This window comes from Pseudomonas sp. Mn2068 (genome assembly GCF_049319725.1).
Taxonomy (GTDB): Bacteria; Pseudomonadota; Gammaproteobacteria; order Pseudomonadales; family Pseudomonadaceae; genus Aquipseudomonas; species Aquipseudomonas gingeri.
The window spans coordinates 148,703-167,132 of record NZ_JBMOUG010000014.1; the positions used below are offsets into that span (position 1 = coordinate 148,703).

Sequence of the window (18,430 nt, forward strand, 5' to 3'; positions counted from 1 at the left end):
TGGAGTGGGGGTGGCCGATCAGGCCGGTACGCCGAGAATGATATGGGAGGCCTTGATCACGGCAGTGGCGCTCACACCGGGCGCCAATCCCAGTTCGGCCACGGCATGCCGGGTGACGATGGCGTAGACCTCGGTCCCGCCGGCCAACTGGATCACCACTTCGGCGTTGACCGCACCGTCGTTGACGCTGACCACTTTGCCCTCCAGGCAGTTGCGCGCCGACAGACGGATATCGCCGGCTTCGGTCATCAGCATCACCCAGGGTGCCTTGATCAGGGCGATCGCTTCCTTGCCCACGGCAATCCCCAGGCTCTTCAGGCTTTCCAGGGTGACCACCGCCACCAGCTGTTCGCCGCCTGGCAGTGTCAGGCCCACCTCGGCATTGACCGAGCCTTCCTTGACCTGGCTGACGATGCCTTTGAAAACATTGCGTGCACTGACTTTCATTGTCCGGATACTCCGTGGCGGATGGTGTGAATCGTCCGACCATGATACGGAAATATCGCGGTATCTTTGTAGGCATTGATTAACGCGAGCGGCGTTCTACCCTTGAGCGAAGCGCTGCTTTCGACGCTACCCGACCACGGAGTTTCCAGTTGTCCTCACCCGAACAGCATCCCCAGCAGTATGAACTGGCCCTTGAACGCTTCCTTGCCGCACATCCGAGCGTGCGTGAAACCCTCGACCATCTCAATCCGCTGGCCGCCCAGGCCAGGGGCGAGAGCCTGCAACGCTACCGCGAGGAACGCCTGCATGAAGCATTCGAAGCCGAAGCCGAGCGCCAGGGGCTGTTTGCCTGGGAGCTGACGTTGCAACTGACCAGCGGCAGTGCCGAAGAATTCGAGAGCCGACGCCTCGAGGTGCACAGGGAGGTGGCGGAGATGGCCGGGATGGAATGGTCGCAGTACTGCACCCTGCATGGCTTGAGCGCCGGGTAGCGATCCGGGGGCCGCGCTGCCTTACGGCGTGATCAGGGCGCTGTCGGTTTCCCCCGCGTCTTTGCGGACATTGGCGGGAAGCGGGTGGTGAAGCCAGCACAGGCGGATCTCGTTGACGCTCACCCAGTTGCCGTTCACGGGCGGGGTGCGGCAACTCTTGAAACCCAGGCAGATGCCGTTCTGGTCCAACAGCGCGAAGTGTCGGGGCGAAGAGGGATAGGTCAAGATGAACCTTGGAGGCGTCATGGCTGAAAATCCGCTGGGTATAGGCCCTGTATAAGCGATTTTCCGCGCACAGCCTCATGAAGACTTGTGTAAGTCTGTAGATATCCAACTGATGAAAATGACTCTCTGATGCTTGTTTCGGGATAGGCCGATTCAAGAGGCGGTCATGATGACCTGGAGCACGTCGGGTCAAAGATGAAAATTCTTTCACTGTGAGCTGTTCATCCAGCCTTTATAGTGCCCTCGCTCGTTCAAAAGCTTCCCTTAGCCCGCTCTCCCGCGGGCTTTTTTTTGTCGTTTTTTCCACCGCTGGCGCGGTGGGCGGCGGCGGCCCAGGCTCCGTTCGTCGGTCCCGGCCCGGTTTTTCTAAACCTTTGCCGCCCCGGCCATTCCCATTCCTGTAGAGGACAGATTTTTTCCCCACAGGAGGACAGCCATGAGCCGCAAGGCCCAACGACTACGCCCGATGTTTTTCAGCCTGATCCTGGGCGCCAGCCTGACCGCCCATGCCGTGGCGGGAACCCCCGCCGAGTTTATCGACAATGCTTCGGCGGCCGGGATCGCCGAGATTGAAACCAGTCGTCTGGCGATCCAGAAAACCACGGCCACCGATATCAACAGCTACGCCGTGGAAATGATCAAGGATCACACCGACGCCAACCGCGACCTGAAGGCGATCGCCACCCGGCACAACCTGCCCATGGCCTCCGATGCGCAAATCATGGACCAGGCCAGGAAGCTGATGCTGCAGGTGCAGGAGGGCGAGTCGTTCGACGTGGCGTATGTGGCCAACCAGATCAAGTCCCATGAGCAGGTCATCAAGTTGTTCGAGGACGAGGCCCGCGACTCGCAGTCGCCGGAGCTGAAGGCCTTTGCCCAGCAGACCCTGCCGAAGCTGGAGATGCACCTGGACATGGCCAGGAAGCTCGAGATGACTCATCACAAGGGCGATTGACCGGGTTTGTCCGTCAGCGCCTGCAGGCGGCTGGTCCGGCTGCCCTGGCGCGACAGCACCATCTCCTCGAGGATCTCGCGGGCCAGCCGGGACAGGGATTCGCGGCCCTTGTAGTCGGCCCTGACGATGCCGGTCACGGCAAAGTGATCGGCATTCGGCCCGCTGAGGAGGGCCGACAGCGTGCCGTCGGAATGCAAGGTGCATTCGACTTTGTAGCTGGGCAACCGGGAGGCCAGTTCGGCCTCGATTTCCGACTTGCTCAGTGATTCCATTGCAGATGCTCCAGGTCGACGAGGGGGCTTATTCAGCAGAATAGAAGCTCCTGCGCGCAGGGGCGCAAGAATATTTGTCGTCTCTGGAAACACTGTTTTTGCCGCCGGCGGGGACAAACCCCTTGCTGGCGGTTATGGCCTGCTAGGCTCACTCACAAGCAATGATTGCTTGGCTGTTCCATCTGCTTCATCACCTCTATTAGGGATGTGTCGACGTGATTTCCATTCTCGAACTGCGCAATATCATCGAACTCGGGTTTCTGCCGCTGCGCTGCCAATGTACGGTGGACCACGATTCTTCGTTGACGGTAAAGGTCTTCGATTCGCAAACGGGCAAGGTGGATCTGCTGGTGACGGGGATCTCCAGCCGTGCGCTGACCAGTGCCCGGGCGATCTCCAACCTGATGGGCCAGTTGCGCGGCGAATTGTCGGCCAACCAGGCGCTATCGGGGCGGCGGGAGCGGATGGCGGGCTAGGCGCCCGCCTGGGTCCGGGAGCGAGTCAGCCGGCTTTCTGCAGGGCCTCGATCAGCTCCTGCTTGCGCATGGTGGAGCGCCCGGCGATGTTGCGGGTCCGGGCTTCCTGCAGCAGGCTGGCCTTGCTCTGGGTTTGCAGCGAGGCCTGGCTGTCACGGGGGTAGCCCTTGCGGCTGGCCGCGGCGCGCTTTGATGAGTCCGACCGGGCTTTCGCCTTGGAGGCGGGGGCCTTGTCCCGACCTGAGCCGCCAACGCGCTCGCCGCCCCCCGACTGTTTGTTGACCGTGGCCCAGGCCCGTGCCTCGGCTTCCTCGCGGGACAGGCCCCTGGCTTCATAACTGGATTCGATATGCGCCGCCTTGCGCTTTTGCGCGGCGGTGTATTTGGCTTTGCTTGCCCGTGGCATCTGAAGACTCCTTCCGCTCGTTGCAAGGAAGGCGACGGCACCTCGCCGTGCCGCCGCCGGGGATCTACTTGACCGGGGAACCGCTGGTGCCGCCCGAGCCCATGCCCTTGCTTGAGCCGGGCGCGGTATCGTTGCCGATGGGACCGTTGCCATCGGTATTCACGCCGCCCTGGCGACCGGTGTCGTTGCCCTGGTTGCGTGGGTCGATGCCGTTACCGGGGGGCAGGGCGCCATTTTTGATGACGCTGTCATTGTCGGGGTTGATCCCGCCTGGAAGCTGCGGCGGCTTCGGTTCCTGGACCGGATTGGTCGGCCCCGTGGTGGGTTGCGCGGCGAAGGTCGCCAGGGACACCGATGACAGCAGGCCGGTCAACGCCAGCATCGCGAGTTTTGACGAAATCATGGTGAGTCTCCTTGTTTGAGAGTCCTTACCTGATATTGGTCTGTGCGTGCCGGGCGTTGGTGCCGATGGAGCGACGAATGGCCAGGGTGTCGTGGCTCAGTCTTCGACGATATCGTTGAACGAGCAGTATTCGTCCCAGTCCATGCCCAGTGCCTCGGCCACTTCGCGGTGGACTTCCAGGCGCATGGCCTGCAGTTGCGCGGGTGTCTCGGCGACCAGTTGCAGGGTCAGCTCCCACGGCTCGATGCCCTGGTTCTCGGCTTCGTCGTCGAAAGCCCATTGGAATTGCTGCTGTTGTTCCGTCGGGCTCAGGCCCCGGGTTTCTTCACGCAGGTGCGGGTGAGCGTCGAGGAACTTGGCGAGGGCGACCTCGCTGCGGGATTCTTTGGGGATCATGCTGGAGTCTCTGTGCGATGCGATGGTCCGGCGCCCTGTCTTGCAGGCTGCGCTTCGACCTGGAAAAAAGCTGCGGTCATGCTAGCGAGTTCATTCAACGATGGAAAGAATCGCGCGGCTCTGCGAGGCTAGCACTTCGCTGGCCGCACCTGAGCCGCCCTGACCTCAACCTCCTTGTATACGGATCGGATGCGATGACTGCTGCAGACTCTTCCTGGAACGCCTCTTCCCCGGGCCCGATAAAGGCTGTGATTTTCGATATGGATGGCTTGCTGCTCGACACCGAGGGCATCTATTCCGAAGTGACGCAGATGATCGTCGGGCGTTACGGCCGGACCTTCGACTGGAGTCACAAGCAGAACATCATCGGGCGCGGCGCCGGCGACCTGGCGCAGTATGTGGTGGAGGCCATGGAACTGCCGATCAGCGCAGAAGAGTTCCTGGCGGTGCGCGAGCCGCTGATGCGCGAGCGGTTTCCCAAGGCCGGTTCCATGTCCGGCGCCGAGGCACTGGTGCGGCACCTGTCGGCCCACAATATCCCGATTGCCGTTGGCACCAGCTCGTCGCGGGGATCGTTCGAGCTCAAGACCACCCTGCACCGCGAGTGGTTCGCGTTGTTCGATACCATTGTCACCGCCGACGATCCGCAGGTGGGCCAGGCCAAGCCGGCGCCGGACATTTTCCTGCTGGCGGCCAGCCGCCTGGGCGTTGCGCCCGAGGATTGCCTGGTGTTCGAGGATTCGCCGTTCGGCGTGACCGCGGCAAAGGCCGCCGGCATGTACGCGGTGGCGGTGCCCGACCCGGCGATGGCAGCGGAGAAATACCATCATGCCGACCGCATCGTGACCTCGCTCAAGCACTTTGCCCTGGAGCCGATGGGCTTGCCGGCGATCGACTGGGAACTGCGCTAGACGCGGGTTGCCGTGCTGTCTTTGCGGGCCTCTTCGCGGGCAAGCCCGCTCCCACAGTGTTCGAGTTGAAACGAAGGTTTATGCCTGACTCGGAACTTGTGGGAGCGGGCTTGCCCGCGAAGAAGTCGGCCCAGGTACGCCCGATCAGGCCGACACTGTTATCCCCAGGCGCCGCTGCACGGTGGCCCAGACGCCCAGCGCCAGCGCGGAAATCAGCCCGCCGGCGACGACTATGCCACTCCAGCCAAACGGGCCGAACAACTGCGCACCCAGCAGTGAACCCAGTGCACCGCCGATGAAATAGCAGGTGATATAGCCTGCATTGAGGCGGTTGCGCGCGGTTGGCCGGACCTTGAACACCGCGTTCTGATTGCTCACGTGCACCAGTTGCACGGCGAAGTCGAGCAGCAGCACGCCGATCAACAGCGCCACCAGCGAATGCCCGGCAAAACCCAGCGGCAACCAGGACAGCAGCAACGCCAGCAGCCCGATGGTGGTGGCGAACTCGCCCTTGCCCCGATCCGCCATGCGCCCGGCGAGGTTCGCGGCCATCGCGCCGACGGCACCGGCCAGGCCGAACAGGCCGATCACCGCATCGGAGTAGTGGTACGGCGGGTTGGCCAGGAGGAATGCCAGCGGTGTCCAGAACAGCGCGAACAGGCAGAAGGTCAGCAGGCCGAGCACGGCCCGCAGGCGCAGCACCGGTTCTTCGACGAACAGGCGGAAGACCGAACCGAGCAGCGCCGGATAACTCAGCCCGGCATTCTGCCGGTGCTGCGGCAAGGCGCGAAACAGGGCGAAGGCGCAGATGAACATCAGGCCGGCCGCCAGCAGGTAGATCGCCCGCCAGTCGCCGAACGACGACAGCGCCCCGGCCGCCGTGCGCGCCAGCAGGATACCCAGCAGCAGCCCGCTCATCAGGGTTCCGACCACTCGCCCGCGTTGTTCCGGCGGTGTCAGGCTGGCTGCCATCGGCACCAGGACCTGGGCCACCACCGAGAACAGTCCGGTCAGCGCGGTGCCCAGCAGCAGCCAGGGCAAGCCGGGGGCGAAGGCGCTGATCAGCAGGCCGAGGGCGCTGAGCAGGGTCATGACCACGATCAGCCGGCGCTGCTCGAACAGGTCCCCCAGGGGCACCAGCAGCAACAGCCCGGCGCCGTAGCTCAACTGGGCGGTGATGACGATGGTCCCGGCGGTGGCCATGCTCAGGCCCAGGTGCTGGGCGATGGTGTGCAGCAGCGGCTGGGCGTAGTAGTTGCTGGCCACCGCAAGGCCGGTGGCGGTGGCCATCAGCAGGATCAGGGCAGTGCTTAAAGGTCGGGTGTTGGCGTGGGCGTCGGACATTGCCTGTCTCGTTGTGGGGTATCGATGTGCGAAGTATTGGGAATGTCTTAACATGACGCCAATGCATTGTTTTCATCTCATCCATCTTGAAACGAGATACACGCGGTGAACCTGAAACAGATCGAGTACGCCCTGGCGGTGGCGGACGAGGGCAGCTTTACCCGGGCGGCGGAGCGCTGCCATATCGTCCAGTCGGCGCTCAGTCACCAGATCGCGCGCCTGGAGGAATACCTGGGCACGCCGCTGTTCGAGCGCAGCTCGCGCAAGGTCCGGCTGACCGCCGCTGGCGAGGCATTTGTGCGCAGTGCCCGGCCGGCACTGGAAGCGACACGGCGGATCGTCGCTGAAGTCGCGGCGGTTTCCGGGGAGGTGCGCGGCAGTCTGTCCATCGGCAAGATTTCCTCGTTGACCGAAGTCGACCTGGTGGAGTTGCTGGCGCGTTTCCATGGCCTTTATCCACAGGTGGATATCCACCTGAACATGAGCAAGAGCGAACTGCTGATGGCTGATGTGCGCGAGCGGCGCCTGGACCTGGCCTTTGTCGGGCTCTGGCCGGGAGAGCGGATCGAGGGCTTGGCGATGCGTTTGCTGGCCGAGGAGGAACTGGTCGCCGTGCTGCCGCCCGGTCATCCGCTGACGAAGTGGGAGCGTTTGCCGTTGGCACAGCTGGAGGATCAGACGCTGGTGGATTTCCAGGCCGGGACCGCCGGGCGTCGGCAGACCGATGAAGCCTTCGCCGCGGCGGGATTGCGCCATCGGGTGCAGTTCGAGGCGGGCAACGTGATGCTGGTGGGGGAGTTCGTGCGGCGTGGCCTGGCGCTGGGGCTGGTGCCCAGCAAGATTGCCGAAGGTTTCAGCGGGGTGGTGACGGTACCGGTGTGTGACGCGCCGTCGCGGCATCTGTATGTGGTCTGGTCCCATCGACCGACGCCGGCGGCCGCGGCGTTCCTGGTGTTGTTGGAGCAGGCGCTGGCGAAACGGGAGGTGCTGGCGTGACTTGATCGTTCCCACGCAGAGCATGGGAACGATCAATTATGAGCGCGGGCTCGCCGGACCACGGCGAAGACGTCAGACCCGCTGGCGGATCATCCGAATCAGGCGCTGAAGCCGCCATCGATGGTCAGGCTGGCCCCGGTGATGTAGCCGGCTTCCGGCCCCGCCAGGTAGGCGACAAAGCTGGCGATTTCTTCCACGCGGCCATAACGACCGCCGGCCATCAGGCTGATCAGGCTGTCGGCGAACTCGCTGTCGGCCGGGTTCATGTCGGTGTCCACCGGACCCGGTTGCACGTTGTTGACGGTGATGCCGCGCGGGCCGAGGTCACGGGCCAGGCCCTTGGTCAGTCCCACCAGCGCCGACTTGCTCATGGCGTAGGTGGCGCCACCGGCGAACGGCATGCGTTCGGCGTTGGTGCTGCCGATATTGATGATCCGCCCGCCGTCGCCCATATGCCGCGCGGCTTCCTGGGTCGCGACAAACACGCTGCGCACGTTGATCGCCAGGGTCCGGTCGAAATCTTCCAGGCTGAAATCTTCCAGGGGTCCCATGGCCAGCACACCGGCGTTGTTGACCAGGATATCGACGCGGCCAAAGGCTTCTACGGTGGCGTTCACGGCGTTGCGGATCGCCACGGCGTCGGCGCTGTCGGCCTTGATCGCCAGGGCCTTGCCGCCGTCGGCGATGATGCTGTCCTGCAGTTCCTCGGCCTTGGCCGCCGAGCTCACGTAGGTGAAGGCCACCGCCGCGCCCTGGGCTGCCAGGCGCTTGACGATGGCGGCGCCGATGCCGCGGGAGCCACCCTGGATCAGGGCCACTTTGCCGTTGAGGTTGCTGTTGAAGGTGTTGTCGGTCATGTCGTTCTCCAAAGTTCAAGGCCGTGAGAGGGAAAGGGTAGTGGCCTTGTTGTTGGAAGCGAGTATCGACTGTGGATTACTGCCTGTGTAGACGGTAATTGTTATAGTCTGTGTAAACCAGAAGTTGTGAATGGCGATCATGGAAACTTTCAGCAGTATCGAATGTTTTGTCCGCAGCGCCGAAGTCGGCAGCTTTGCCGAGGCGGCGCGGCGCCTGAGCCTGACCCCCGCGGCGGTCGGCAAGAGTGTCGCCAAGCTCGAGGCGCGCCTGGGCGTGCGGCTGTTCCAGCGCAGTACCCGCAGCCTGACCCTGACCGAGGCCGGGCAGCTGTTTCTCGGCGAAGTCGGTGCCAGCCTGCACACCATCCAGAATGCCGTGGCCAACCTCGCCAGCGCCAAGGGGCGGCCGGTGGGGACGCTCAAGGTCAGCATGGGCACGGTGTTCGGGCGCCTGTACATCGTGCCCTTGCTGGGGGAGTTCATGCGGCGCTTCCCGGATATCCGTCCGGACTGGAATTTCGACAACCGTCAGGTGGACCTGATCGGCCAGGGCTTCGATGCCGCGATCGGCGGTGGCTTCGAACTGCCCCAGGGCGTGGTGGCACGCAAGCTGACGGTGGCCCACCGGGTCCTGGTGGCGTCCGCCGAATACCTGGCGCAACAGGCTCCGATCGTCACGCCCGACGACCTGCGCCGTTGCACCGGCATTCTCATCCGCTCGCCCCAGACCGGTCGCGTGCGCACCTGGCAACTGACCGGTCGAGATGGGGAACACCAGCCGTTGAACCTGACGGCGTGCATGACCATGAGCGACTCGGAAGCGGCCTGTGCGGTGGCTGCCCAGAGCCTGGGCATCGCCCTGGTGAGCATGCCGTTCGCCCTGGCCTGGCTGCGGGTCGGCACCTTGCAGCGGGTGCTGCCCGACTGGTATGTCGACGACGGCAATATCTCGATCTACTACGCCGAGCACAAACTGCTGCCGGGCAAGACCCGCGCCTTTGTCGACTTCATCATCGAACAGTTCACCGAGCGGCAATGGGCGACCCATTTCGACGCCCGGCAGTGACCCACGCTGCCCTTGCAGGAGCCGAGCTGGCTCGCGAACCGCCGAAGGCGACCATTCAACCGCCGGCTAGCGACGCTCCCGCAAAGGCAACGGCCAACCGGTAAAGGTCTTGGGCCGTGGCGTGGCATAGGTGCGCACCTTGGACGTCGACAAGCCCAGGCGCACCAGGGATTCGGCGATGGTCACCGCCGCCGTCACGCCATCCACCACCGGCACGCCGGTACGTTGGCGAATCTGTTCATCGAGGCCGGCCATGCCGCCACAACCCAGGCAGATCACTTCTGCCTTGTCATCCTGCACCGCCCGTTCGGCCTGGCGCACGATGGCGTCCACGGCCCGTTGCGGATCCTGCTCCAGCTCCAGCACCGCGAGGCCGCTGGCCCGCACCGAGGCGCACCGCTGATAGAGCCCGGCCAGCTTCAGCCGGTCCTCGATCAGCGGTACGGTGCGGTCCAGGGTGGTGACCACCGAATAGGCATGGCCGAGAAACATCGCGGTGCTGGCACCGGCTTCGGTGATGTCCACCACGGGTACATCGAGCAGTTCCTGCAAGCCCTCGCGCCCGTGTTCGCCATAACCGGCCTGGATCACCGCGTCATAGGGCTGGTCGTAGGACAGCACCCGGTCCATCACGGCAATGGCCGCCAGGTAGCTTTCGAAATTGCCTTCCACCGAGTCGGCGCCGAAGTAGGGGGTCAGGCCGACGATCTCGGTGCCTGGCGCAGCGACGGCCTGGGCCTGGCGGGCGATGGCTTCGGTGATCGAGGCGGTGGTGTTGACGTTGACAATCAGAATCCGCATGCAGCAATCCTTTTTTCTTCGGCAGTGGGCACGGCCCGCAGCGGGCCGGCCGTGGTTTGTCAATGACAGAGGTTCAATGACTGAGGTTGTCGACCGCGATGGCTTCGCCGCTGACATCGGCGTAATGCGCCTGGCGTTTGGCGATGATCAGGTAGAGCAGGCCGGCGATTCCGGCACCGAACATCCAGGAAAACGGCGAGACGGCGGCGAACCCCGGCACCAGGGCCAGGACAATGGCGATCAGCGCCGCCGGAATGAACGCGGCCACCGCCCGCAGGTTGACCCCGTGGCTGTAGTAATAAGTGCCGTTGGGATCTTCGCTGTAGAGTTCCGGCACATTGACCCGGCCTTTGCGCAGCAGCCAGTAGTCGACCATGATCACGCCGTACAGCGGCCCCAGCAGGGCTCCCAGTCCGGACAGGAAGTAGACGATCACCAGCGGGCTGTTATAGAGGTTCCACGGCAGGATCAGCACGGCAATCGCGGCGCTGATCAGCCCGGCTCGGCGGAAGGTCAGCAGTCGCGGAGCGAGGTTGCTGAGGACAAAGGCCGGGGCGACGAAGTTGGCCATGATGTTCACCGCCACGGTGACGATCAGGAAGGCCAGGCAGCCCAGTACCAGGAAGAAGGTATTGGGGATCGAGGCGATGATTTCGGTCGGGCTCTGGATCACATGGCCGTTGATCTGGAACTGCGCGCCGCAGAGCAGCACGGTGATGCTGGCAAACACCAGGATGTTCACCGGCAGCCCCCAGAAGTTGCCGATCAGGATGGTCCGGCGGCTCGGCGACGAGCGTGCGAAGTCACAGAAATTGAGGATCAGCGTGCCGTAGATCGACAGCCACAAGGCGCCGCCGGCAAAGATATTGCGCCACATCTCGGCACCGCTCAGCGGCTCGCGGATCGACCAGGCGATGGTGGCGCCGGCCTGGGTGTACATCCACCCGGCCAGGGCGGCGACGGTGCACAGGATCACCGGCCCGGCGAAGCCCTCGTAGCGGCGGACCATCTCCATGCCATAGGCGAGGATCAGCAACTGCACGAACCAGATGATCACGAAGCAGGCCCAGCCGAGGGTCGACAGGCCGAGAATCGAGTTGTGATCATAGTCGGCGAAACCGGGGTGGATGGCCGTCAGCAGCACCCGGAAGACCACCGAGGCGAGATAGGTCTGGATGCCGAACCAGGCAATGGCGATCACCGCCCGGATCAAGGCGGGAAGTTGTGCGCCATGGATGCCGAAGCTGATACGGCTGATCACCGGAAAGGGCACGCCGGTCTTCTGTCCCATATAGCCGGAGAGGTTCATGAAGAAGTACACCAGTGCCGCGCCGATCCCCAGGGACAAGAGGATCTGCCAGCCGCCCAGGCCCAGCGCGTAGAGGCCGATGGCAAAGGAATAGTTGGCGATATTGTGTACATCGTTGGTCCACAGGGCGAAGAGGCTGTAGCCGCCCCAGCGCCGGCCCGCGATCCGCGTCGGCGCCAGGTCCGGGTTGTGCAGGCGCGGGCTGAGGACCACGGCTCCCGCTGGGGTATCCGGGCCGGGCGAGTGGGGCGATGAGGCGGGCAGATCCAGTGCGGCATGGGGGGAGAGACTGGTAGACATTCCGGCTAGCTCCTGGCCCCGGACGCCGACCTCGCCGGCGAACAGGCGGGACAACGCTCGGTGATCCGTATGTATGTAGGTTTTAGTTGAATTGTATACAAACTGCTTGTTGAGCTAAGCCAGTTCTATGCCAGTTTCCGATCTATAAAATTCGTCGATAATTTCGTTTTCTTATCGATTAAAACTAACCGCATGAAATTAAAGAGATATAACTTGACCGTTTGAACAGCTATCAATTCGACGGGCTGCGACTGTAGAAAACCTGTCTCGACAAGGCCGGGCGCCGGGCTGTCACTTTTTGGTGCGGGGATGGTAAGTGTGCACATTGATGTGACACTTATGGTTACAGTGATGTGTACATTATTTCCGATGCTTTTCCGCAGGATTTGACAGTTCCCCGATGGCCGCCCGATAGTGCCTGCGGCTGCCCAGGCCCTGCCTTTCTCTCGTTCTTCCAATAAAACCAATCGGAATCGGAGTTTCGGATGTCTGCACCTCGCGATACGGCTACTCAACACATTGCCTACGATGATCTGGTTGCGCTTCTGCAGCAGGTCTTCCAGGGTCATGGCACTTCTGCACAAGTGGCGCGGGTCCTGGCCGAGAACTGCGCCAGTGCCGAGCGCGATGGCGCCCACAGCCACGGTATCTTCCGCATACCGGGGTATGTTTCGACGCTGGCCAGCGGCTGGGTCGATGGCCAGGCGGTCCCGGTGGTCGAGGATGTGGCTTCGGGATTCGTGCGCGTCGATGCGGCCAATGGCTTTGCCCAGCCGGCATTGGCCGCTGCCCGCGAGTTGCTGGTGGAGAAGGCTCGCAGTGCCGGGATCGCGGTCCTGGCGATCCGCAATTCCCACCATTTCGCGGCGCTCTGGCCGGATGTCGAGCCGTTCGCCTATGACGGGCTGGTGGCTTTGAGCGTGGTCAACTCGATGACGTGCGTGGTCCCCCATGGCGCCGAGCGACCGCTGTTCGGCACCAATCCGATTGCTTTCGCCGCGCCCCGCGCCGGCAGCGATCCGATCGTCTTCGACCTGGCGACCAGTGCCATGGCCCATGGCGACGTGCAGATCGCGGCGCGCAAGGGCGAGCAGTTGCCGGACGGCATCGGCGTCGACCGTGACGGCCAGCCGACCCGCGATCCCAAGGCCATCCTCGATGGCGGCGCGTTGCTGCCGTTCGGCGGACACAAGGGCTCGGCGTTGTCGATGATGGTCGAGTTGCTCGCGGCCGCCCTTACCGGGGGCAATTTCTCCTTCGAGTTCGACTGGTCGCAACACCCTGGTGCCAAGACGCCATGGACCGGACAGTTGATCATTGTCATCGACCCGGCCAAGTCGGCGGGGCAGGATTTCGCCGAGCGCGCCCGGACCCTGGTCGGCCAGATGCAGGGTGTCGGCCTGCAACGCCTGCCGGGCGACCGGCGGCACCGCCAGCGCGGCGAATCGCTGCGCGAGGGGATCGCCCTGGCGCAGAGCGACCTGCAACAACTGCGCGCGCTGGCCGCACAACCGGCCCAGTTGCCACACGGCGCCTAGTGCAAGGGATGAAACTCGGGCGACCGCCCCAGGTGAGCGAGCAACAGGGCCAGGGAGTCGGCGTTGCTCAGCATCACGTCGACCCGCTTGTCCGCATCGGAAAAGAACACCCGGCGGGCTTCGTCCAGATCCCGCGTGCCGGTCAGTTGCAGCACCCGCTGTAACGGCGCTCCGACCAGGTCGTACCAGCGCAGGTCGTAGTCGTCGAGTTCCCGGAACAGTTGTGCGGCGGGTGTGCTGCTCGACAGGGCGTGTTTCTGAATCTGTTCCAGTGCGCTGTAGCGCTGTTTTCCCTCGGCCGTGACGGTCTCCAGCAGGTCGAGGAAGGGACGATTGGCATCCACGTAGACCAGGTCGAGCGTGTCGAAGGCCAGGTGGCTGATTTCATGCAGCAGGACGGTCGCCATGCTGTGCCCCAGCAGGTCGAAGGTCCTGGGGCGCAGGGGCAGGTAGGCATCGAAGCCGGGATCGAAGAAGCGCTCGGTCAGGTAGATTTTCCGGATGGGCTCGTTGAGCAGGGTGAAGGCCTGGACGCTGTGTTCGGGATGGATGGCCGTGCCGACCACATAACGCGACGAGGTTTCGGGGTTGAGCGAGGGATCGAGCAGTTCTCCCAGCAGCCGGTGTGCCAGGACCCTGATCTTGCCCAGGGTGAAGGCGCTCACCGAGGGCATGTCGAAGAACTGTTCGACAAAGAGCCGGCGTCGGCGATCGAGGCGGGCGCTGGAAAAGAGCTTGTCCAGGTTCAGGAGGGCTTCGGTCACATAGGCCAGCGCCTGTTCATGGCCGCGCTGAATCAGCCGGGCGCGGTTGGGAAAGAGCCTGCGGATACAGGGAATGCCGATGGCCTGGACACGGATTTCCTGGCTGATGGTGCGGCGATTGAGGCAAGAGTCGAGCAGTTTCATGGCCGCGATCCTTCGATGCAGTGGCCTTCCAAATCGAACGACCAGCGTTTGTCCGCGCCCTGTTTCAGCCAGGGGCCCAGGGCCTGGTCCTTGACGATGCGCCAGCGCCGAAGATCCCCCTGTACCTCGAAGACCCTGCCGCCGACCGCGACGAATACGCGCTGGCTCGTCGCGTCGCGGTAGAGCCCCGTGGCCGGGTCGAGGGTCATGTCCTGCAAGGTCACTTCGCGGGCTTCGTGGTCGAGGATCGCGGACTTTTGCCCAGGCGTCAGTTGGCTGTCTGCCCAGGGTGGCGTGGGGAAGGGCGATTCGACGACCGCCGCGCCGTTAGTGGGTGTCAGGCTTGCCACTTCCAGCCCGCGCGCCCCTTTGCGCGCCACGGCCAGTTGGGCCAGGCTGACGACGAATTCTTCGATCGCCTCGCTCCAGCGACCTTGCCAGCCCTTGTCCGCGGCATCCTTGAGGCGTGTCAGCGTCTGCCAGATCAGCAGCGGCAGGCGCAAGCGCCCCAGCAATTGGCTCTGCCCCTGGTAAAGACCACCCTTGAGCCAGGACAGGACGTTGCTCCAGACCGTGCCCTGATCCTGTACGTTCTGCTGGCCGAGCATGTCCTTGAGCAGCGCGCTCGTATCCTGGTAGAGCCGGTGGAAGAGATTGCCTCGCACGGGGTTGTCACTGATTTGCATGATCGCCCGCTGTGCCGCGAACACGTGCTGCGCATAGTGGTCGCGCTTGTCGTGGGCCAGTCTTTCGAGGATTCGTCGCTGCAGCTCGCCCGAGGTCTTGAGGTCGTCGATAAAGGTGGTCTTGTCGGCATACTCCTTGAACACCGGCAATGTGCCCTGGGGGCTGAACAGGATGTGCGGGCCGGGCTCGTCGGGGGGCGGGCCGATCATGTAGAAACCCGCGACGGGCTCGGGAATCGCATGGGTGGTGCTGATCAGTTCCAGCGGACGAAGGTCGATCCTGCGCCCGTTCAGAGGCTCCCTGGCGAGGCCGTCCGGCATCGCCAGCAGGTGTTTGATGAAACCATGAGCGACGGCGGACAGGCTGTTGTCGATCACCTGGGTGAAGGCGTGCATCAGCCCCTGCCAGTAGCAGTGCCGGGCAAAGGCCGGGCGACGCCGGGTCAGCGCCTCCCGACCCCCGCTGAGGAAGGCGTCGAGCAGATTGGCGAAGTGACTGCCAATGGCCGCTTCCTTTACCAGCGTCCTCAGATGGTTGGCGGTCAGGTCTTGCGGGAAGGGACCGTCCAGCGAACGAACGATGAGCAGGCTCTGGTCGATATCGTCGAAGTGGCGCAAGGCGAAGTCGGTCAGCGACTCGGAGGTGGTGACATCCTGCCGTTTCAGGGAGATCCTGATCTTGTCGGGGTCGAGGCGGGTTGCCGGAAAGTCCCGCGAGAGCAGGCTGATGATCCGGGTCCTGGCGTTGTCGCGGATATCGGGGATGTCCTGGTGGTAGTCCCCGGTCGTGGCGGCCTGCTGGCGGTAGCGGTCGAGCAGGCTGGCCAGGGCGAACTGGCGGTGCTCCGTGGTGCCAGCCAGCCAGGGCGGCAGGGCCAGGTGCAGCGCGGTACTTTCCGCGGCCTGCAGGGCTTTCTCGAGAGGGGCGATGGTCAGGTGGGCATCGAGACAGGCCTGCAGGTGCCGATGCAGGTTTTCCCCCGAGTACGGGGCGGTCAGCGCATGAGTCAGGTCCGCCAGCACCTTGTCGATCAGCGAGTGTTGTCGATCGCCGCGCAAGGCGTCCTCGATCAGCGCGAAGCCCAGGGCCGGGTAAGCGCGGCGATGGGGGTTGCGGTTTGGCGCGACGGCCAGTTTCGGCGGCCGTTCGCCCCTGGCGATGTTCTCCAGCAGGGACAGGCGCTCCACGGGGTCATGCAGGCGCCGCTGCAGTTCGACGTCGGCATCATGGACCGAATGAAAGGCTTCCGCGCCCTGGGCCGGTGTCCAGAGCAGCGCGGCCCCGGAGTGCTCGGTGCTGAGGCCGCCGCGCTCGGTCAGCAGGAAGCAGTTGTGCAACGGGATCGGCACGGCGCTGGCATCGGCCCTGAGGGTCAGCGCAAAGGCATCCGGAATGAAGCCGCGCAAGCCGCCGCGGGAGCTGCGTTGCTGGCTGTCGAGGAGATGGTCGAGCAGTTCCAGGTCGCTTCTGCCCAAGTCGCCGCGCAGTTCCTTGAATTGCACCTCGCGACGCAGTCCGCAGGTCACGGCCTCCCTCAGGGGCTCGGAGAGTTCGCCATACACGGCGCGTTGCCGGCGCAGGTAACGCGCGGAAAAATCCACCAGTGTCCTGTCGATGACGGTGTTGAGCGACGTGATATCCAGGCTGGCGATACGCGACCAGTTGCCCTCGGCGTCCGTGCTGAACAGTCCCGTGTTCGTCGCCGGGGGAAGCGCCCCGGCCTGTCGGGTCAGGCGCTCGAGGAAATGCTCGATGAGGTTCTGCGAACGTTCGGGCTGCAGCTCCGTATCCCCCAGCATGGGGAGCGAGGACGCATAGTGATTGATGTACAGGGTGTCGGGTGACGGCGTGACCCGGTGGGCAAGCAGCAGTTCCCTGGACAGCTCGCTGGACGCGAAGGCGCGCAGTGTCGGCCGTTTCTTCAGGCCCGCGGTGAGGGTGGACTTGAGCTCGCCCAGGGTTTTCAACTGGTACCTGACGGTCTCCAGGGTAGGCGTCAGGGCGTGTGGCGAGAGCGCTGCCTGGGCATTTTCGCTGGGGACCAGGTCCAGTCGATGGCTCCAGCGCCCCTGGGAGGCGAGGGTCGTCAGGCGCGGGTCGAGCAACGCGCGGATGTCCAGCGCACTCTCGAAGGCCGTCGCCAGTGCCAGGGCGCCGTCGCTGGCGCGATAGCGGGCGAGGATATATTCCAGGTTGTCCAGTTGCTTGGCGATGATGGTCTGGAACAGCGTCTCGAAGGCTGACGAGACCGTGGCTGTCAGGTTGATACGGGCGATGGTCGAGCCCTGCAGATCGGCGGCCTCGCGCAAGGCCAGGCCATCATGCAGACCGGCGTTCCGGCCCGGGTCCTGGACCTGTACCTTGACCCAGGCACGCAGTGACGCTTCGTTCTCGAAGGGCTGCAGGCGACCCGCGCCATAGAGGAAAAAGCCGGGAGGGGATTCCCGGTCGTTGCGCACGACAAAGGTGTTGCCCAGCACCGACGAGCGCTGGTCGGTCTCGATGCCCAGGGTGTAGTGGGTGATCAGGTTGAGCCTCGCGGCATCCCGTGGGTAGAGCCTGCTCAACCAGTAGAAGTTTTCCGGGGCGAGGGTGTTCCAGTCCTGTTCCTGCTGAAGCAGTTCGGCCCGGAAACGGGTGCCCAGGGCATCGATGAACAGTTCCCGGCGTGGCACTCCGTCGTCGCAGGTGCCTTCCCAGAAGGCTTTCACCGGGTCTTTCAGGTGACTGTCGAGGTGATTGGCAATGTTTGCCAGCGCATTTTCCCAGTCGAGGGTATCCGCTGCCGAGGCGGAGTAGCCGGGGGCCACGAACTCCCGGGTCTGGCCTTCGGGCCAACTGCCGCGGCGGTAATGTTCCAGCAGGGCTTCGCTCAGCGAGCGGGTCGACAGGGGCCGCGACGGCAGTGGCGCAGCCTGGTTGTCCGCGGGCGGCGCGACATGGCTGATCACCCGCAGGGCGCCCAGGCTGACCTGGCCGAAGCGCTTGCCCAGCCTGTTTTCGAGCAGTTGGTTGAGCAGGGTTTTCAGAGTGGGCAACTTGAGCAATTCGTTGTTCAGGACCGTCCGGGTGTAGTCGAGGTAGTTTTCGATGGATTGCCGTCGTTCGCTCAGGACCACCCCGCGAATAGGTTCGGCCACCAGGGAAGGTGAAGCTGCATGACGGATCGCTGTCCTGATGCCGAGGGGAACGAAGCGCAGCAGTTCGTCGCGTTGCCCGCTCACCTTCAAGCGTTCGAGCAGCTTGCTGGAAGCCAGTTGGCGGGTGGCGAAGCGCTCCAGGCCGAACGCCGGGGTGCAGAGGAATACCGAGTGGCCGGATGGGCCGCTGACCAGGAAGGTGCCGGCCAGGTCGGCGGGAGGAGAGCCCTGCGCGACGAGGAACAGTTTATCGACGGACATGGGGATATCGAGTGCCTGGCGGGCGTCGTGGCTGGGCAGGAAGAGGTCTCTGAGCCAGTCGCGCTCGCTGGTCTGGATGTGCAGGGAGGTTTCCAGTTCACTGGAGGTTTCATGCAGCTCCAGGGCCTGGGACAGGTAATAGACGGGGGGATTGCCGGACATGTGCGGTGCCTTCGTTCGTGTTGACGACGGGCGATGCCCGCAGGGGCCGGGCATCGCTCTTGAAGGGTATCGACGCTAC

The 18,430-nt window shown here is 64.0% G+C and carries 19 protein-coding genes; 7 read left to right on the forward strand and 12 right to left on the reverse strand.

Annotated elements, in window-relative coordinates:
* Window positions 1-18 precede the first annotated feature (18 nt).
* Entirely contained in the window at window positions 19-447 is a 429-nt protein-coding gene (locus ACL9RJ_RS26125; protein ID WP_422765816.1) for a TOBE domain-containing protein, read from the reverse strand.
* A gap of 149 nt (window positions 448-596) precedes the next feature.
* Between ACL9RJ_RS26125 and ACL9RJ_RS26130 the strand changes: the two genes are divergently transcribed.
* Complete coding sequence (locus ACL9RJ_RS26130) at window positions 597-938, forward strand: DUF6388 family protein (protein ID WP_422765817.1); 342 nt, start codon at window positions 597-599, stop codon at window positions 936-938.
* Between the two features lie 21 nt (window positions 939-959).
* Here the strand turns inward: ACL9RJ_RS26130 and ACL9RJ_RS26135 are convergent, their stop codons facing one another.
* Window positions 960-1,163 (reverse strand): hypothetical protein, encoded by a 204-nt coding sequence (locus ACL9RJ_RS26135; RefSeq protein WP_370591014.1) that lies wholly within the window; start codon window positions 1,161-1,163, stop codon window positions 960-962.
* Window positions 1,164-1,599: 436 nt separating this feature from the next.
* Here ACL9RJ_RS26135 and ACL9RJ_RS26140 point away from each other — a divergent pair, with 436 nt between their 5' ends.
* Window positions 1,600-2,118, forward strand: a complete 519-nt coding sequence (locus ACL9RJ_RS26140) for a DUF4142 domain-containing protein (RefSeq protein WP_103032903.1) — start codon at window positions 1,600-1,602, stop codon at window positions 2,116-2,118.
* On the opposite strand, the gene ACL9RJ_RS26145 is transcribed toward ACL9RJ_RS26140, so the two are convergent.
* Window positions 2,103-2,390 carry a hypothetical protein gene (locus ACL9RJ_RS26145; RefSeq protein WP_177118906.1) on the reverse strand — a complete coding sequence of 96 codons (288 nt, stop codon included), beginning with the start codon at window positions 2,388-2,390 and terminating at the stop codon, window positions 2,103-2,105. The two genes, ACL9RJ_RS26140 and ACL9RJ_RS26145, sit on opposite strands and share 16 nt — an antisense overlap.
* A 215-nt stretch (window positions 2,391-2,605) precedes the next feature.
* Here ACL9RJ_RS26145 and ACL9RJ_RS26150 point away from each other — a divergent pair, with 215 nt between their 5' ends.
* A complete protein-coding gene (locus tag ACL9RJ_RS26150; RefSeq protein WP_017123955.1) occupies window positions 2,606-2,866 on the forward strand; it encodes a DUF1652 domain-containing protein in 261 nt (86 codons plus the stop codon).
* 25 nt (window positions 2,867-2,891) lie between these two features.
* Here ACL9RJ_RS26150 and ACL9RJ_RS26155 read toward each other — a convergent pair whose 3' ends face one another.
* The 3 genes from ACL9RJ_RS26155 to ACL9RJ_RS26165 all read right to left on the reverse strand — a co-directional run bounded on the left by ACL9RJ_RS26155 (window position 2,892) and on the right by ACL9RJ_RS26165 (window position 4,071).
* On the reverse strand, window positions 2,892-3,272 hold the full coding sequence (locus ACL9RJ_RS26155) for a Rho termination factor N-terminal domain-containing protein (RefSeq protein WP_177118907.1): 381 nt from the start codon (window positions 3,270-3,272) through the stop codon (window positions 2,892-2,894).
* Window positions 3,273-3,336: 64 nt separating this feature from the next.
* Window positions 3,337-3,675: a hypothetical protein gene (locus ACL9RJ_RS26160; protein WP_177085043.1), complete on the reverse strand. Its 339-nt coding sequence runs from the start codon at window positions 3,673-3,675 to the stop codon at window positions 3,337-3,339.
* 96 nt (window positions 3,676-3,771) lie between these two features.
* Window positions 3,772-4,071 carry a DUF6388 family protein gene (locus ACL9RJ_RS26165; protein ID WP_177085041.1) on the reverse strand — a complete coding sequence of 100 codons (300 nt, stop codon included), beginning with the start codon at window positions 4,069-4,071 and terminating at the stop codon, window positions 3,772-3,774.
* Window positions 4,072-4,265: 194 nt separating this feature from the next.
* On the opposite strand from ACL9RJ_RS26165, the gene ACL9RJ_RS26170 reads away from it, so the two are divergent.
* Window positions 4,266-4,982 (forward strand): HAD-IA family hydrolase, encoded by a 717-nt coding sequence (locus ACL9RJ_RS26170; RefSeq protein WP_212810714.1) that lies wholly within the window; start codon window positions 4,266-4,268, stop codon window positions 4,980-4,982.
* A gap of 144 nt (window positions 4,983-5,126) precedes the next feature.
* Here the strand turns inward: ACL9RJ_RS26170 and ACL9RJ_RS26175 are convergent, their stop codons facing one another.
* Window positions 5,127-6,326 carry an MFS transporter gene (locus ACL9RJ_RS26175; RefSeq protein WP_017125847.1) on the reverse strand — a complete coding sequence of 400 codons (1,200 nt, stop codon included), beginning with the start codon at window positions 6,324-6,326 and terminating at the stop codon, window positions 5,127-5,129.
* Window positions 6,327-6,431: 105 nt separating this feature from the next.
* On the opposite strand from ACL9RJ_RS26175, the gene ACL9RJ_RS26180 reads away from it, so the two are divergent.
* Complete coding sequence (locus ACL9RJ_RS26180; RefSeq protein ID WP_212810715.1) at window positions 6,432-7,322, forward strand: LysR family transcriptional regulator; 891 nt, start codon at window positions 6,432-6,434, stop codon at window positions 7,320-7,322.
* Between the two features lie 98 nt (window positions 7,323-7,420).
* Here ACL9RJ_RS26180 and ACL9RJ_RS26185 read toward each other — a convergent pair whose 3' ends face one another.
* Window positions 7,421-8,179, reverse strand: coding sequence for a 3-oxoacyl-ACP reductase family protein (locus tag ACL9RJ_RS26185; protein WP_017125849.1), 759 nt, complete (start codon window positions 8,177-8,179; stop codon window positions 7,421-7,423).
* Window positions 8,180-8,318: 139 nt separating this feature from the next.
* On the opposite strand from ACL9RJ_RS26185, the gene ACL9RJ_RS26190 reads away from it, so the two are divergent.
* The gene (locus ACL9RJ_RS26190) at window positions 8,319-9,245 is read left to right on the forward strand and encodes a LysR substrate-binding domain-containing protein (protein WP_422765824.1); all 927 of its coding nucleotides are present in this window, start codon (window positions 8,319-8,321) and stop codon (window positions 9,243-9,245) included.
* Between the two features lie 66 nt (window positions 9,246-9,311).
* On the opposite strand, the gene ACL9RJ_RS26195 is transcribed toward ACL9RJ_RS26190, so the two are convergent.
* Both ACL9RJ_RS26195 and ACL9RJ_RS26200 read right to left on the reverse strand, forming a co-directional pair.
* Entirely contained in the window at window positions 9,312-10,046 is a 735-nt protein-coding gene (locus tag ACL9RJ_RS26195) for an aspartate/glutamate racemase family protein (protein WP_177085035.1), read from the reverse strand.
* 73 nt (window positions 10,047-10,119) lie between these two features.
* Entirely contained in the window at window positions 10,120-11,655 is a 1,536-nt protein-coding gene (locus tag ACL9RJ_RS26200) for an NCS1 family nucleobase:cation symporter-1 (protein WP_042935248.1), read from the reverse strand.
* A gap of 485 nt (window positions 11,656-12,140) precedes the next feature.
* Here ACL9RJ_RS26200 and ACL9RJ_RS26205 point away from each other — a divergent pair, with 485 nt between their 5' ends.
* On the forward strand, window positions 12,141-13,193 hold the full coding sequence (locus ACL9RJ_RS26205) for an Ldh family oxidoreductase (RefSeq protein WP_042935249.1): 1,053 nt from the start codon (window positions 12,141-12,143) through the stop codon (window positions 13,191-13,193).
* Here the strand turns inward: ACL9RJ_RS26205 and ACL9RJ_RS26210 are convergent.
* Window positions 13,190-14,101, reverse strand: coding sequence for a hypothetical protein (locus ACL9RJ_RS26210; protein WP_422765818.1), 912 nt, complete (start codon window positions 14,099-14,101; stop codon window positions 13,190-13,192). The genes ACL9RJ_RS26205 and ACL9RJ_RS26210 overlap by 4 nt on opposite strands.
* The gene (locus tag ACL9RJ_RS26215; RefSeq protein WP_422765819.1) at window positions 14,098-18,351 is read right to left on the reverse strand and encodes a dermonecrotic toxin domain-containing protein; all 4,254 of its coding nucleotides are present in this window, start codon (window positions 18,349-18,351) and stop codon (window positions 14,098-14,100) included. Before ACL9RJ_RS26215 ends, ACL9RJ_RS26210 begins: the two co-directional genes overlap by 4 nt.
* Window positions 18,352-18,430 lie beyond the last annotated feature (79 nt).